Below are 14,077 nucleotides of genomic sequence, written 5' to 3'. Positions count from 1 at the left end.
TCTAAATTTTGAGGTCGGAGTCTTACTACCCGCAAATAGCCGGATTAAAATAAATATGATTTTTCACCTTTATTTCTTTTAATAGTTTCTTTTGATTTTTATATAAATAATTTCGAAGGAGCGTATTTTATGAAAAGAATGTTGACCGAAAGAGAGTTAGAAGTGGCTATTTATGTAGCAAAAGGATACACAGATGCAGAAATTTCAAAAAAAATATATGTTACCCCTCGAAGAATTTCAACGATAATTAATCATATTAAAGAAAAATGGCATATTAATTCTAGAGTGGAATTAGGTATTTTAGTTTATCATTATGGTTTTATAGATGCACCCTTATTTTCAAATAAAAAAATTCAGCTATGTAAAAAGGTTGTACAATAGATAGCTGAATATAACGAGTTTAAATTGCAAATAAAAATAGAAGAGCAGACAAACTTTTATTATTTGGTTTACTCCATCACTTTTTAAATTTCAGACATTAATATAAAAAGGTTAGAGAATTAACTTCTCTAACCTTTTTATATACACTATTAGGTTTCAAACAGTAAAGATGCCCTAATGCTACCATTGATCCTGTTCCCTATTCAACCTTGTATAAACAAAAAAATCAGATATTATCACTATTCAAAACCAGTTACAATTCTCTCTTTCATTTTCTGTATTACTTCACTGCTCAATACTTTTTGACCAGCAGGAAGTTTTAATATGGCAGCGGCACCTTTACTAAGGTATATTTCTTGATCATTATTTTGATTTACTACCAATATTCCTTGCCCTTCAAATTCGAAATAACTAATATCTTTTGTTTCATTTGTATTATTTTTTATTGCTTTATATAATCCATATAAATCTTTACTTCTATTTTCTCCGCCCGTTCGAATCGGTTCAGTATCATTCGCAACAATTAGTCCTTCTGGCTGCTCACCCTTCATAATAAACCACAGCTTTTCATTTGTTGGTAATAGTAAATTCTTAAATTCAGAGCTATTTAAAATTTGCTGTGCTGGAATTGTTTCATAGATTGGTAACGAAAATGGAGATGTTGTTATTTTTTCAAAACTTAAATTTTCAGAAGAACTTCCCTTACTATATTGATAATCTTTTAATGCGATCGATTGTACTGATTCACTTTTATTTTTTGATGCATAACTAATTTTACTAGCGAAAATAATAACGGTCATTAAGCACATGCACAGTATCACAAGCTTAAGTAGTTTTCCCATTTATGAACCCCCGCTTTTAATATTATTAGTTTGCATGGATATTATAAACAGTTTCACTCCACCAAAAATTATTATTGTTATGGAACGTACTGAAATTATGATTATAATGATCACCATACCAAGGGTCCATGTATGTTATATAATCTGTTCCATTTGTCCCTTTATAAAATCCATCAAGTACTAGAAAGTGTCCGATGTTAGCTCCATTTTGCCACATAATGAGTGCAATCATCGGCTGATTACTATTAATTTGACTTTTGAACCAATCATAAGATTTTGCTCCAGAACTTATAGCTGAGCTAACACCATATCCCGATAATCCATATTGTATTTCACGTGAAGTTGCAGGATTATTATATGATCCACCCTTAACATACCTAACGTACTGATCTTGTGAAGGAGTTTTCCCAAAATAATTTAAAACCGAAACCGAAGTGCCTGCCCAACACCAATTTGATCTTTCTTGTAATATGTTAGGTACAGATAATTTACGGTCTGTTGGTGTACTTGGGGGATTTCCATTAATATACGCTGACGTTACATATACTTTTTTTCCATCTTTAAAATAATAAAACCAACGATTATCTAAATTTCCTGTCCAGTAATCTTTAACCGCTTCACCATACTCCCATCCTTTAAAAGATACTTTTGTATTTCCGGGAATCACATCTACAATATTTGCATTTAAACTTTTTGCCTCTCTAACATTTACATTCAATGGAGCTGTTGTTCCTGAAAATTCAACTTCTTCTGCTATTATTTTCTGAACACCAATAAAACTAAATGTGAAAAACAATAAAAACATACAAACAATAAAATGATTTCTTCCCTTCATTTCTCCACCCCTTTATCAGTACTAAAAAACATCAACAATTCATCCTTATTAATTGTTCAAGCTTAATATTACATACTAACGAAAAATGACTTCTCATAAAGTGAAACTTTAATCAGTAGTGGTTTTATTCATCCCCCACTGATTATTAGTTGAACCAATCGAGCTGCCCGGCAAATAGTGGGATAAATTCCAATACAAAAAAGGAGCCTATAAATTTTTATAGACTCCTTTTTATTTCGTCGTTATTACTTAGCTAATTCTTTCGTACCCTTCATTACATCAATGAAGAATCCCCAGTTATTCACTACAGAAGAGATACTGATATGTTCATCTGGAGTGTGGACGTTGAAAATGTCTGGTCCGAATGAAATTGCATCTAACTCAGGCATCTTTTGAACGAATGCGCTACACTCAATCCCCGCATGTACAGCGAAGATTTCAATTTCTTTATTGTATTTTTCTTGATGTACTTTTTCAAATAAATTACGAATTTGTGAGTTTGGATTGTATGGCCATTCTGGATACTCTGACTCTATTTCAAATGTAGCACCAACTAATTCAGCAATATATTTGATTTCTTCTGCAACATGTTGTTTTAAACTACTTACAGAACTTCGCACTTCGTTACGTAATTTAATTTCATCTTGCAACGTTTCAATAACGCCTAAATTTGTTGAACTTTCTACAAGACCTTTAATATCCATGCTCATACTTTGAATGCCATTTGGAATTAAGAATAATGATGAAATAAGCTGCTTTTGTGTCTCTTTAGCAAATACTTTTTCAACTTTTTCATCCAATTTTGTCAGTGTAACATGAACATCTGGATCAACAGCACGCATTTCTTCTTGTAATACACGTGTCCATGATTCTAGTTTTTCTTCTACTTGTCCTACATCTTCTGTACGAATTAAAATTGTAGCTACACTTTCACGCGGAATTGCATTCGTTTTTAATCCGCCGTGAACTTCACTTATGTAAAACTCCGTATGTACTGATAAATCACGTAATACTCGTCCTAATACTTTGTTCGCATTACCGCGTTGTTTATCAATTTCCATACCAGAATGGCCGCCTTTTAGACCACCAACATATATACGGTATGCATCCATATTCGCTGGCGTTTCATCCCAAATTACTTGAATTGTTTCAACAGCTTTCGCACCACCTGCACTACTTACAAGTAATTTATGATCTTCTTCAGAATCAATATTTATAAATATCTTTCCTTCAAAATGATTTGGATCAATAGCAAAAGCTCCGCCCATTGTCGTTTCTTCTTCAGTAGTGATAACGACTTCAAGTGCTGGATGCGGAATTTCTTTTGAATCTAATAAAGCTAATGCATACGCAACTGCAATACCATTATCAGCACCTAAAGTTGTTTGATTTGCATATAACATGTCCCCAATGATTCGTAATTCAATTGGATCTTTTTCAAAATCATGTACTGTTGCTTGATTTTTTTCGCAAACCATATCCATATGACCTTGAATAATAATAGCTGGTACATTTTCATAACCAGCTGTTGCTTCTTTTTTAATAATGACATTTAATGCTTCATCTTGAATGACTTCTAAGTTACGCTCTTTTGCAAAGCCCACTAAATAATCACTAATTTCCTTTTCATTACCTGATCCTCTAGGAATCTTTGAAATTTCTGCAAAATGAAAAAATACAGGGTGCTTTGTTAATTGTTCTAAAGTAGAATACATTTTTCAAGCTCCTCTCAAAATGAAAAAATAATATGTAAGTCTCATATCATTATACCATGATTCATTATTTTATCTTTCTTTTAACTTTTATTGTTCATTTTATGTACAACACTCTTACAACATTGTAAGGGCGTTGTAATCTACATCGATTTTTCTCATTTAATAATAGTCGTATACTTTTTAAAGAAACACATTAAAGGAGATAAAGAAAATGAAAAAGTTTTTAGCAATTATTACACTATGTTTATTATTTTTTAGTTTTACTATTGGCTGTGAGAGAGCGTCACTAAATAGAATTGGTAAAGATGTATATTACATGCAGATAAAAGGCGAAGGAACTATCGAAAAAGTAGATCATAGAAACTTACGAAACTATACGCTGTCCGCATTTGATGAAGATGGCGTCAAAAAACAAATTACATTTAGAAGTACAAAAAAAGAAAACAATCATAAATTAAATGAAGACGCGTTTTTACGCCTTTATGTAGATCAAGATGATAATAGCAACAATGAAATATCATCAATTGAAGTAAAGTCCTATGAAGAGATTCAGAAAACAGATTTACCTAAAAAAGTAAAAGATAAGTTTACTATTAAATAAAAAAACAAAAGAAAATGCTCTATGCATTTTCTTTTGTTCTTTTCACCTGTATATATTTTGAACTACTATTATTCATCAGTTTCTCTAACCGATTTATATTCTCCGTTAATGCACCTTTCACAAGAGAGAAATCTGTATTGGATTCTTCTTTTTTTTCTTTAAAAAACGAAGACTTTTGTACATTGACTTCAGCCATCTCTTCTCCCCCTTTTCAAAAAGATACAACCTTTTATTTATATTATATAGCAAATGTAGAAAGAGTGTACACTTATGATTTTCTTTTTAATTCTTCTTCTAATTCTTCTACTTGCTGCAACGTATCCCCTTTTATTAAAGAGAAATCTGTTGTATCTTCGTTATCTTCTTTAAAAAAATCATTGTCATAATCTTTTACCACTACAATCACCTCTACATGCTAGTGTAGGAATGATTGTCCAATTTTATTCAACTTTGTCGGATTTTGTTTTTAATTTATGTATAGAAGAAAAGGACAGAAAAAGATTCTGTCCTTATTTACTAAAATAACTATGATGTATTGTTAAATTATATACATTTTCAAAATCCCGATCTTGCAGGTTATTTTTCTTTCCATCAATAACAATGAAAACGTCACTTACTATTTTTGCTGGTATAATCCCGACATTTTCTACTTGCACCGCTTTCTGCTCATTCAATTGCTCGATATGTTCTAACGGGACGATAATACTAAATTGTGAGCGAATACCACGAAAGTTTGTATTTAATTCCTTCGCAGCTTCAAAAACAACAATTTTCGCGCCAATCTTTTCCCCATATGAATCTAAAAATGCATTTAAGCTCTTTGTATATTCCTCTTCCGTATGCCATTCCATCGTACCGAATACTGCTGGATTAACATTTTGAATAATTGTCGTGTATATTTCTCCTCTTGCTTTAGATGCAATTAATGATCGTTTTATGGATTGAACTGTCTTGCCAATATCGCTAAATTTTGCACCCCATATTTCTGAAATATTAGGCGTTAAAATGAACGAAATATCAACAAAAATAACCATTGCAGTAAACATTAAAAGATTTTTCCAGAGGGTTAAATCGATTCCTTTTATCATGAAATACACGGTGACAGATATGATAAACAAACCATACCAAGTCTTTCTAATACGTTGCTTCTTCTCCTCGTACAACTCTTCATTTTTCCAATAAAAGAAAACAAGGACTACAAAGACAATCGCTAAAACAAATAAGCCAATTCGAATGTTAGAGATCATTAATCACATCACCCTCCATTCAAAAACTACTCACGATATCATTACATGCGCAAGCTGCTCTCTTTATGACAAAAGACGTGGACAAGCTTCTAAAATTAGCTACATCGCATATATATTAGAAGGTACCACGTCTTTTATCCTGCTATTTGTGGGCAGTAAGACACCACTGATTAAAATTTCACTTTACCATGAGTCTATATTGTATATGTAGACAAGCATTCATTTCAAATTTTCGTATTAAAAAGAAATATGTTTCGGAATTTCCCCTTCAGGTACTTCTCCATCCATACTTAAATAATAATGACGAATCGGACATAAGTTTTCGTCTAATTCATAAACAAGCGGAATGCTAGTTGGAATATTTAATGAAACTACACCATCACTTGAAAGGTTGTCTAAATATTTTACTAGCGAGCGAATTGTGTTACCGTGTGATGAAATAATTACTTTGTTACCACTTTTTAATGTCGGCGCAATTTCTGAATGCCAATAAGCAAGTACTCTCTTCTCCGTATCCTCTAAACATTCAGTTAATGGAAATTCACCTTTTTTGAGTGTTTTATATCTTGGATCGGTCGCTTCATATCGAGGATCGTCTTCAGTAAGAGCCGGTGGTCTTACATCAACACTTCTTCTCCAAATATGAACTTGCTCCTCACCATATTTTTGAGCGGTTTCATCTTTATTCAACCCTTGCAATGCACCATAATGTCTTTCATTTAGCTTCCAAGATTTATGTATTGGGACCCAAGTAAGATCCATCTCATGAAGTACAATCCATAACGTCCGAATTGCGCGTTTTAATACAGATGTATAAGCCACATCAAAAGTATATCCGTTTTTCTTTAATATTGCTCCTGCTTCTCTCGCTTCACTTAATCCATTCTCTGATAGATCAACATCTGTCCATCCAGTAAAGCGATTTTCAAGATTCCATAAGCTTTGTCCGTGACGAATAAGTACAAGTTTTATCATTATAATTCCCCTTTCGGAAATGTGAATTTTATTGTTCCATTGCGTACACGTATAAAGTATCTAGTAATGTATCTTTTTATCCATTCACTCTATGACCAATCGATAGTTGCCAAATGTATGGATAAAATTTGTTCTTTTTCAAACGATAAAAACAGAAGTTTTTTCATTATTTTTGATCGACTGGTATTTCACGTTTCGATATCCAAGCATCAAAACCTGATCGGCTATTTGCCATTTCATTCATAACTTGGTGCCAATTGTCCTCACATGATTCACCAAATTTTGAAAAAATAGCACCCATTTGTTGTCTTTGTACATCACTCAGTTTTTTCTCTAAATCTGTACCTTTTTCTGTTAAAGACAACTGTTTCACACGTCGATCATGCATAGCTTCATTACTCTCAATTAAGCCCTTTTCCACAAGTTGACGTAGCGGTCCGTGGAGCGCTTGCTTACTTATTTCTAATAGTGATAATAACTCATTTACACTTATCCCTGGAAAACGTGCGATAAAAAATAAAATTCGATGATGTACTCGTTGAATGCCATATTCTTTTATAATTTCATCTGGCTTTTCAGTAAATGTTTTATATGCAAAATAAAATAATGCTAATGCCTCATTCATCTGTTCTTCTTTATGTTGTGTCATCTACTTTCCCCCTGTATGTAAATTATACCACAATCTAGTAATGAATATTTTAATCAACGCATTAGAACTTGTTCAGTCTATTGAAACATTCATTGCATAATTAGGAGATGATTCATTTGAAAAAACAATATACTGTAAGTACATATTTATTGGATAGACTACACGAATTAGGAATTGAACATATATTTGGGGTTCCTGGTGATTATAATCTTGCCTTTTTAGATGATGTGGTAGCACATAAAAATTTAAAGTGGATTGGCAATTGTAATGAATTAAATGCTGCATATGCAGCAGATGGGTACGCTCGCATAAAAGGAATCGCCGCTCTTATTACTACTTTCGGTGTTGGAGAATTAAGCGCTATTAACGGTATTGCTGGCTCATATGCGGAAAACGTGCCAGTTATAAAAATTACAGGTACGCCACCAACAAAAGTAATGGAAAATGGAGCAATCGTCCATCATACGTTAGGAGATGGAAAGTTCGATCACTTTTCCAATATGTATCGAGAAATCACTATAGCACAAACAAATGTAACACCTGAGCATGCTGCTGAGGAAATTGACCGTGTTTTACGTGCATGTTGGAATGAAAAACGCCCTGTTCATATTAATTTGCCGATTGATGTATATAATAAACCAATTAATAAACCGACAGAACCTATTATAAATAAACCTATTTTAAGTAATAAAGAAGCATTAAATAAAATGCTTCTACATGCCATTTCAAAAATAAATAGTGCCAAAAAACCTGTTATTTTAGCTGATTTTGAAGTAGATCGATTTCACGCTAAAGAAAATTTACATCAATTCGTAGAAAAAACTGGGTTTCCCATCGCGACGTTCAGTATGGGAAAAGGAATATTCCCAGAAAAACACCCTCAATTTATAGGGGTTTATACTGGTGATGTAAGTTCTCCGTACTTGCGAAAAAGAATTGATGAATCTGATTGTATTATTAGTATTGGTGTGAAGTTAACTGATACTATTACAGGCGGCTTCACACAAGGTTTTACAAAAGAACAAGTTATAGAAATCCATCCCTACACTGTGAAAATTATAGATAAAAAATACGGTCCAGTTGTAATGCAGGATGTTTTACAACATTTAAGTGATTCAATTGAGCATCGTAATAAAGATACCCTTGACGTTAAGCCATTTATTTTAGAATCATCACCTTTTACTGAAGAGTTCAATCCAAAAGCACAAATGGTCACACAAAAACGTTTTTGGCAGCAAATGTACCATTTCTTACAAGAAAACGACGTCTTAATTGTAGAGCAAGGAACACCTTTCTTTGGTAGTGCTGCTATCCCTCTACCTAATGACACTGCATATGTAGGACAACCGTTATGGGGATCTATCGGATATACACTGCCCGCTCTACTTGGTACACAGCTCGCCAATTTATCACGGCGCAACATTTTAATTATTGGTGATGGTTCTTTCCAAGTAACTGCCCAAGAGTTATCAACTATACTACGTCAAAATTTAAAACCGATTATATTTTTAATCAATAACAACGGATACACTGTTGAACGTGCCATTCACGGACAAAACCAACCTTATAATGACATACAGATGTGGGATTACAATAAACTATCAATGATATTTGGATCAGAAGAAAAAAGTCTAACATTTAAAGTAGAAAATGAAGCAGAATTAGCAGAAGTCTTAACAAATATAATTTTTAATAAGAATCAACTTATCTTTATTGAAGTTATAATGAGCCAAAGCGATCAACCTGAATTGTTAGCTAAACTCGGGAAAAGATTCGGTCAGCAAAATTCTTAATATAAAAGCATAACCTAATTATACAACTAGTAGTGTAAAACTTGTTTTGAGAATCGTTTCGACACTCAAAATACATAAGGAAAAGGATGGAAAGTACCATCCTTTTCTATTTTAAGAGCCTTCTTCGACTAACGCCCCGTGCGACAAGCAAAAATTCTTAATCCATCTTTAATTTTATAGCTTTTGTCGCAATAAATGTTTTAATATGCTTATCCAATATCCTTGTTCCACCAAAATCATCCTCATAAAAACCTGTTATAGCAAAACCAGCATCAATTTAGCCTTGGATTTGGTCTTCTAAAGTATGCGCATATTCTATTGTTTGATTTGAATCGATGTAATCTTGAACTTCATCCTCTGGTAAATAATCCAATGTTGATGAAGGAATTGAATGTTTAACATCCAGAATACCTTTTTGCTCTTGGTTATCATCAAAAATCCATAGTAACGGATTTGTAAATCCAGCAATAAGAACACCTTTATTCTTTAAAACCCTAGAAACTTCATTCCATACAAGATGAACATCTTTTACAAACAAATAAGCTACGCTTTTTCTTTTTTATTCAGCAAGAGTTAACTGCCAAGATACACCATACTTATCATTTAACCAGCCAAACTTTTTACTAAACGGATAAGAACCTAAAGGCATAAGAATCGCTCCATCCTGCGCTAGTTTATGAAAGACCGTTTCAATTTCTTCTTCTGTCTCACAAGTTACATAAAGAGACATAGCTGGAGTGAATGTAAAATTATGATTTACATAACTATCAATACACATAAACTCTTGGCCATTTAGCGTAAAAGTTGCATGAATTACAGTTCCCTCTTTACCAGGTCCATTTTCATCGTAGCGAGAAATACTTACAATTTCTGATTGATCAAATAGTGACGTATAAAAATTCATTGCTTCCTCAGCTTTGCCCTCAAACATTAAAAACGTAGTAATTTTTTGATTTGCGTTACTCATATGGAGACAGCCCCTTGTTATGTATTTATGTAAAACATACGCCAACAAAACCAAACGTACGTTCCTTTTAATATATTGTCTATAAAAACGATGAGTTTGTCAATTATCTACTTTATTATTTCTTCTTAAATAATGCTGTCCAAAGAAATGATTCTCCAAACATTTCTTTCGGTTGTTTCATTTGTTTCATTCTTCTAATCTCAATTACCTCAAATTCTTTAAATATCTCTCTTAACTTTTCTTCCGAGTATGCAAGACCACCTTGTAGACTCCACCCTCTATATACGTCCCAATCTGTTATTTCCGATCCATTTCGCTCATCTAAATCACCTGCCGCAAAACATGTTAATCCGAAATAACCACCCGATTTTAATGAGTTTTTAATTAAATCCACATAATTTATTCTTCTATGCGGTGGAATGTGATGCAAACAGCCCGAATCGTATACAAAATCAAATTCGTTTTGAACCTCTAAATTAAAAATTGAATCACAAATAAAATGAATTGCTACCTCTTTTGCCAATGCCCTTTCTTTAGCCCAATTAATGCCTTCTACAGATAAATCCACTGCTGTTACATCAAATCCTTGAGTCGCTAAATAAATGGCATTTCTACCTGGACCACACCCAAGTTCTAATACTTTCCCTTTTGAAACTCTCTCTTTTTGTATATACGAAACTAGGTTCTCATCTGGGACATTTCCAAAAAACGGAACATCCTTTTCTCTATTCTCATAAAATTCATTCCAAAATGGTTCTGCAGGTCTTAATAATGAATCAAGCATTTTTAAAATGTCTTCTTGTGTGTGTAACGTTTCATTTTTCATTAATACCCCTCCACAAATTAATAGTCAGAAAATTATTATATATCTTTTTGAACTTTCAAACAAAGAAAAAACTCCTACATTCAATAGGAGTTTTTTCTTTAAAATCCAAGTACATCTTGCCATTTTAGCAATTTCTCTTCCCGTACTTTCAAATAATCATGTTCATATTTCCCCATCCGTATTTCACTAACAATTTCTCAGTCTGCAAAAAAAGAACTCTTTCTGTTTTCGCTGCTACCTTTACAACATGAGTCACTTAAGAAGAATACTTTGCTGAAAAATAAAGTCGATTTCGTTAAGGTATATTTTTGCTAACGCCTCTTCTTTCATACATGATATTTCATACAATCATATTTTTCTAATAAAATAACGTTTTTGTTCACTTTTTTGATACATTTACGAAACATTCATGTGTTATCTTCATTAAGTTCTTTTCTTTTTATAATGTCGTGTGAGATATACCAACAGAGGAAGCCCTAGATCCCCTAATCCTAGGGCTTTTTTATAAGAATTTTATACATTTTATTATTTCCACTAACTCTTTAAATTGTATATACATAATATAAAATTTTCATGTTGTTATATTTTTTGATGGCCTCTTATCTTTCCTTAAAAGGCTTTTTTCAAATAACGCTTTTGTTTAATTTATATTTAAAAAGTTCCTTTTCATAAAGACTTCCCTTATATGCTATACTCATTCTTAAGTAATTGTATAAGGAATGTTAAAAATGGATGATAGATCGTCAAGACAATGGAAATTGCGACAAAAGTTAAGAGCACTGAAAACCAAAAACAACAATGACACAAACCCTTTGTTTAGTGAATGCCTTGAATCCCTAGGAAACGAAACTCTCATTTTCTCCCAAGAAAAAAGCCAGCAGATTGCTACTATTTTAATGAATTCATTTCCTATAATTGTCTCGGGAAGAATAGATTGGGAACAGATAGATAATCAATTCATAGCTTCGAACAAAGAACAACTAATTTCCCTTATTAGAGCAAACCAACTAGATTTTGACGAACAGATTTTTATAATACGGGATAACTATGAAATCCCTGTAGTAAGTACAAATCTTGATAAAGTATTCCAATCACTAGTTGACGTTGATGCAGTCAGTTTTTATTACTGGCTATTAGACAAAGAATATAGATTCGTAATTGAAATAAATGATGAAGAATTGATTAGGATTGGGTTTCGCTAATACTCTAAGCATATGAAGCTAGTTCCCTTCATTTCTTAATATTTTCTTCGTCACCACCGCTATTATTATCATTATGAAACTAATAGCAAATATAGGTAAATAAATTTTCGTACTGAATCCTTCAAACATAAAACCATATACGACTTGCCCAATTGGTGCCATACATTGAGATACCGCTGTTATAAATGCCATCACTTTTCCTAGATTTTCATTTGGTGTTTTCTTTTGGACTACAGTAATCACATAAATGGATACAATTGTCATAATCATTGCGATTAGAAGAGAAGAAAGTATAAAGAGGATAAATGGTGGATAGTATCCTAAATTAAGAATAAACGGTGTAACTGATAGTGCCACTGGCATTACTAATAAAGCTATGATAAGCATCCAATTATATAATGTTTTCATCTGTAACTTTTTAGCAAAGAAACCGATTGACAATGCCCCTAATATGGTTGCAAAATCAATTAATCCCATTCCAATTCCATACATCGTATCGCTACTCTGCATAGTTACTCGTAACATAATAGGTCCTCCAACAACAAATAACGGTGTCAAAATTAAGTTTAGTAAAGCTGCAAGTAACATAGCCTTCAAAATAAAAGGTTGCTTTAAAACATAAAGAAAACCTTTTTTCATATCTTTTACAATTGTCGGTATGATATGGCTTTCTTGCGCTCTTTTTATAAAAGGTATTGTAATAAACATTTCTAAAATTGCAGATAAAAAGAAAGCAAGACAACTTGTTATTACGAGCATTTTCAAACCAATTATGCCATATAATATTCCTCCTAGTACAGGTGCAACTATATTAGATAATGCTTGCACACCATTTATGATACCGTTTGCTTGTTCTAACTTTTTCTCTGGAACTAATTGCGGAATACTTGCCATAACAACTGGTGAGTACATTGCACTAATGACTGCTAGTAAAAACATAATTGCTCCAATCAATAAAATAGATACCGATTCAGTTAATAACAAAACTATAAAACTTAATACAATAGCAGCGTTTATAAAATCCAAAATGACCATTACATTACGGCGGTTGAAACGATCTGCTATCGCTCCGCCAAGAGGAGCTAACAAAAACGGGATACTCGTTATGGCATATAACCCTGCAAATATATCGGCACGTCCTGTTATATCTAGCACATATAAAGACAGTGCAAAACGTAATAGTGTTGAACCTAAAATAGTAATAATTTGACCACTTACCATTAAGTGAAAATCTTTCAAGGAAGATTGAATACTTGCTGGCATCTTCATCACATCCTTCATTTAGTCTAGACCGACTGCCGGTCTATAACACCCAAACAGAAAAAAGCTATTTCTGTTTCATTAAAACCTCGATCATATAATCAAAGGACCCTTCTTTCGCTCCAACAGATACTTCCATCATTTTAATATAAGCCTTAGCTCTTCTCATCATTTCTTCCGGTTTCCACTGGAATAAACCATCATCAAATATGACTTGTGCTGAAGAGAGTAATAATTCAATTGTTTCTTGTGGGTATGGAGTAGAAAATATGCCTTCTTCTATTCCTTGCTCTAAAACTTCCGTTAATACAGGAGATAAATGTATAATGGATTGCACTAAACTTTTCTGATGCATTTCTGCATTATTTGGTTGATGGAATTGTTCAATCATTTTTTCTTTGACATCTCCTGATTTTGGTGATTGTTCCATTAAAATTTTAAATAACTTATCTAAAACGGGGATATCGGGATTGGAGACAATCCTTTTCGCCTTAGTGACATCCTCTTTAATAATCCTCATAATGATTTCATCCATTACTTCCTCCTTCGACTTAAAATAATGATAAAACGTCCCCTTTGCTATACCAATTTCTTTTAAAATATCATTCACGGTTGTTTTCGTATAACCTTTCGTAAGAAACAAACGCTCAGCTGTTTCTAAAATTTCCTTTCTACGCTCCTCATACTCCTTTACAATTCGCATTCAAGTTCTCCTTCCCATCAGACCGACTGTCGGTCTATTAAAATTATATGTTTAGTTTGCAAAAAGTTTCCTGTTATCGTA

General features: G+C 32.7%; 16 protein-coding genes and 2 pseudogenes. 4 read left to right on the top strand and 14 right to left on the bottom strand.

The features are described 5' to 3' along the window. Positions 1–129 precede the first annotated feature (129 nt). Positions 130–381: a response regulator transcription factor gene (locus DN407_RS11635; protein WP_000827560.1), complete on the top strand. Its 252-nt coding sequence runs from the start codon at positions 130–132 to the stop codon at positions 379–381. Positions 382–620: 239 nt separating this feature from the next. Here the strand turns inward: DN407_RS11635 and DN407_RS11630 are convergent, their stop codons facing one another. The 3 genes from DN407_RS11630 to pepD all read right to left on the bottom strand — a co-directional run bounded on the left by DN407_RS11630 (position 621) and on the right by pepD (position 3,773). Continuing rightward, complete coding sequence (locus DN407_RS11630) at positions 621–1,223, bottom strand: hypothetical protein (RefSeq protein ID WP_000517260.1); 603 nt, start codon at positions 1,221–1,223, stop codon at positions 621–623. 25 nt (positions 1,224–1,248) lie between these two features. Beyond that, entirely contained in the window at positions 1,249–2,058 is an 810-nt protein-coding gene (locus DN407_RS11625) for a C39 family peptidase (protein WP_000678509.1), read from the bottom strand. 245 nt (positions 2,059–2,303) lie between these two features. Beyond that, positions 2,304–3,773 (bottom strand): beta-Ala-His dipeptidase, encoded by a 1,470-nt coding sequence (gene pepD / locus DN407_RS11620; RefSeq protein WP_000287515.1) that lies wholly within the window; start codon positions 3,771–3,773, stop codon positions 2,304–2,306. A gap of 211 nt (positions 3,774–3,984) precedes the next feature. Between pepD and DN407_RS11615 the strand changes: the two genes are divergently transcribed. Beyond that, on the top strand, positions 3,985–4,374 hold the full coding sequence (locus DN407_RS11615) for a YxeA family protein (protein ID WP_000713865.1): 390 nt from the start codon (positions 3,985–3,987) through the stop codon (positions 4,372–4,374). A 19-nt stretch (positions 4,375–4,393) separates the two neighbouring features. Here the strand turns inward: DN407_RS11615 and spoIISB are convergent, their stop codons facing one another. The 5 genes from spoIISB to DN407_RS11590 all read right to left on the bottom strand — a co-directional run bounded on the left by spoIISB (position 4,394) and on the right by DN407_RS11590 (position 7,245). After that, positions 4,394–4,570 carry a stage II sporulation protein SB gene (gene spoIISB / locus DN407_RS11610; RefSeq protein WP_000852629.1) on the bottom strand — a complete coding sequence of 59 codons (177 nt, stop codon included), beginning with the start codon at positions 4,568–4,570 and terminating at the stop codon, positions 4,394–4,396. 72 nt (positions 4,571–4,642) lie between these two features. Beyond that, complete coding sequence (locus DN407_RS11605; protein ID WP_000237818.1) at positions 4,643–4,771, bottom strand: hypothetical protein; 129 nt, start codon at positions 4,769–4,771, stop codon at positions 4,643–4,645. 112 nt (positions 4,772–4,883) lie between these two features. Beyond that, entirely contained in the window at positions 4,884–5,621 is a 738-nt protein-coding gene (locus DN407_RS11600) for a type II toxin-antitoxin system SpoIISA family toxin (protein WP_000624983.1), read from the bottom strand. A 237-nt stretch (positions 5,622–5,858) separates the two neighbouring features. Next, positions 5,859–6,596, bottom strand: coding sequence for a 2,3-diphosphoglycerate-dependent phosphoglycerate mutase (gene gpmA / locus DN407_RS11595; RefSeq protein ID WP_078187382.1), 738 nt, complete (start codon positions 6,594–6,596; stop codon positions 5,859–5,861). A 166-nt stretch (positions 6,597–6,762) separates the two neighbouring features. Next, complete coding sequence (locus tag DN407_RS11590; RefSeq protein WP_000191888.1) at positions 6,763–7,245, bottom strand: MarR family winged helix-turn-helix transcriptional regulator; 483 nt, start codon at positions 7,243–7,245, stop codon at positions 6,763–6,765. A 107-nt stretch (positions 7,246–7,352) separates the two neighbouring features. On the opposite strand from DN407_RS11590, the gene DN407_RS11585 reads away from it, so the two are divergent. After that, positions 7,353–9,038: an alpha-keto acid decarboxylase family protein gene (locus DN407_RS11585; protein WP_050552233.1), complete on the top strand. Its 1,686-nt coding sequence runs from the start codon at positions 7,353–7,355 to the stop codon at positions 9,036–9,038. Between the two features lie 157 nt (positions 9,039–9,195). On the opposite strand, the pseudogene DN407_RS11580 reads toward DN407_RS11585, so the two are convergent. The 4 genes and pseudogenes from DN407_RS11580 to DN407_RS11565 all read right to left on the bottom strand — a co-directional run. After that, a pseudogene (locus DN407_RS11580) lies at positions 9,196–9,585 on the bottom strand (SAM-dependent methyltransferase); the annotation flags it as partial. A 12-nt stretch (positions 9,586–9,597) separates the two neighbouring features. Beyond that, positions 9,598–10,005, bottom strand: a complete 408-nt coding sequence (locus tag DN407_RS11575) for a VOC family protein (RefSeq protein WP_000063589.1) — start codon at positions 10,003–10,005, stop codon at positions 9,598–9,600. A 115-nt stretch (positions 10,006–10,120) separates the two neighbouring features. Then, entirely contained in the window at positions 10,121–10,831 is a 711-nt protein-coding gene (locus DN407_RS11570) for a class I SAM-dependent methyltransferase (RefSeq protein ID WP_000787498.1), read from the bottom strand. 98 nt (positions 10,832–10,929) lie between these two features. Then, positions 10,930–11,087 (bottom strand): annotated as a pseudogene (locus DN407_RS11565) (ABC transporter ATP-binding protein); the annotation flags it as partial. Between the two features lie 472 nt (positions 11,088–11,559). On the opposite strand from DN407_RS11565, the gene DN407_RS11560 reads away from it, so the two are divergent. Next, complete coding sequence (locus DN407_RS11560) at positions 11,560–12,033, top strand: CDI toxin immunity protein (RefSeq protein WP_000342727.1); 474 nt, start codon at positions 11,560–11,562, stop codon at positions 12,031–12,033. Positions 12,034–12,051: 18 nt separating this feature from the next. Here the strand turns inward: DN407_RS11560 and DN407_RS11555 are convergent, their stop codons facing one another. Together DN407_RS11555 and DN407_RS11550 are read right to left on the bottom strand one after the other, a co-directional pair. Beyond that, positions 12,052–13,296 carry an MFS transporter gene (locus DN407_RS11555; RefSeq protein ID WP_001111715.1) on the bottom strand — a complete coding sequence of 415 codons (1,245 nt, stop codon included), beginning with the start codon at positions 13,294–13,296 and terminating at the stop codon, positions 12,052–12,054. 64 nt (positions 13,297–13,360) lie between these two features. Further along, positions 13,361–13,996, bottom strand: coding sequence for a TetR/AcrR family transcriptional regulator (locus DN407_RS11550; RefSeq protein ID WP_001223580.1), 636 nt, complete (start codon positions 13,994–13,996; stop codon positions 13,361–13,363). Between the last annotated feature and the right edge of the window lie 81 nt (positions 13,997–14,077).

The organism is Bacillus sp. JAS24-2 (assembly GCF_008274905.1).
GTDB lineage: Bacteria > Bacillota > Bacilli > Bacillales > Bacillaceae_G > Bacillus_A > Bacillus_A cereus.
The sequence above is the reverse complement of the archived record's forward strand: the minus strand, read 5'-3'. Positions and strand labels throughout refer to the sequence as shown.

What these genes read in the sequence shown, in the direction of transcription:
- DN407_RS11635 (WP_000827560.1), top strand. Translation starts at nt 130, where the DNA reads ATGAAAAGAATGTTGACCGAAAGAGAGTTAGAAGTGGCTATTTATGTA.
- DN407_RS11630 (WP_000517260.1), bottom strand. Translation starts at nt 1,223, where the DNA reads ATGGGAAAACTACTTAAGCTTGTGATACTGTGCATGTGCTTAATGACC.
- DN407_RS11625 (WP_000678509.1), bottom strand. Translation starts at nt 2,058, where the DNA reads ATGAAGGGAAGAAATCATTTTATTGTTTGTATGTTTTTATTGTTTTTC.
- pepD (WP_000287515.1), bottom strand. Translation starts at nt 3,773, where the DNA reads ATGTATTCTACTTTAGAACAATTAACAAAGCACCCTGTATTTTTTCAT.
- DN407_RS11615 (WP_000713865.1), top strand. Translation starts at nt 3,985, where the DNA reads ATGAAAAAGTTTTTAGCAATTATTACACTATGTTTATTATTTTTTAGT.
- spoIISB (WP_000852629.1), bottom strand. Translation starts at nt 4,570, where the DNA reads ATGGCTGAAGTCAATGTACAAAAGTCTTCGTTTTTTAAAGAAAAAAAA.
- DN407_RS11600 (WP_000624983.1), bottom strand. Translation starts at nt 5,621, where the DNA reads ATGATCTCTAACATTCGAATTGGCTTATTTGTTTTAGCGATTGTCTTT.
- gpmA (WP_078187382.1), bottom strand. Translation starts at nt 6,596, where the DNA reads ATGATAAAACTTGTACTTATTCGTCACGGACAAAGCTTATGGAATCTT.
- DN407_RS11590 (WP_000191888.1), bottom strand. Translation starts at nt 7,245, where the DNA reads ATGACACAACATAAAGAAGAACAGATGAATGAGGCATTAGCATTATTT.
- DN407_RS11585 (WP_050552233.1), top strand. Translation starts at nt 7,353, where the DNA reads ATGATTCATTTGAAAAAACAATATACTGTAAGTACATATTTATTGGAT.
- DN407_RS11575 (WP_000063589.1), bottom strand. Translation starts at nt 10,005, where the DNA reads ATGAGTAACGCAAATCAAAAAATTACTACGTTTTTAATGTTTGAGGGC.
- DN407_RS11570 (WP_000787498.1), bottom strand. Translation starts at nt 10,831, where the DNA reads ATGAAAAATGAAACGTTACACACACAAGAAGACATTTTAAAAATGCTT.
- DN407_RS11560 (WP_000342727.1), top strand. Translation starts at nt 11,560, where the DNA reads ATGGATGATAGATCGTCAAGACAATGGAAATTGCGACAAAAGTTAAGA.
- DN407_RS11555 (WP_001111715.1), bottom strand. Translation starts at nt 13,296, where the DNA reads ATGCCAGCAAGTATTCAATCTTCCTTGAAAGATTTTCACTTAATGGTA.
- DN407_RS11550 (WP_001223580.1), bottom strand. Translation starts at nt 13,996, where the DNA reads ATGCGAATTGTAAAGGAGTATGAGGAGCGTAGAAAGGAAATTTTAGAA.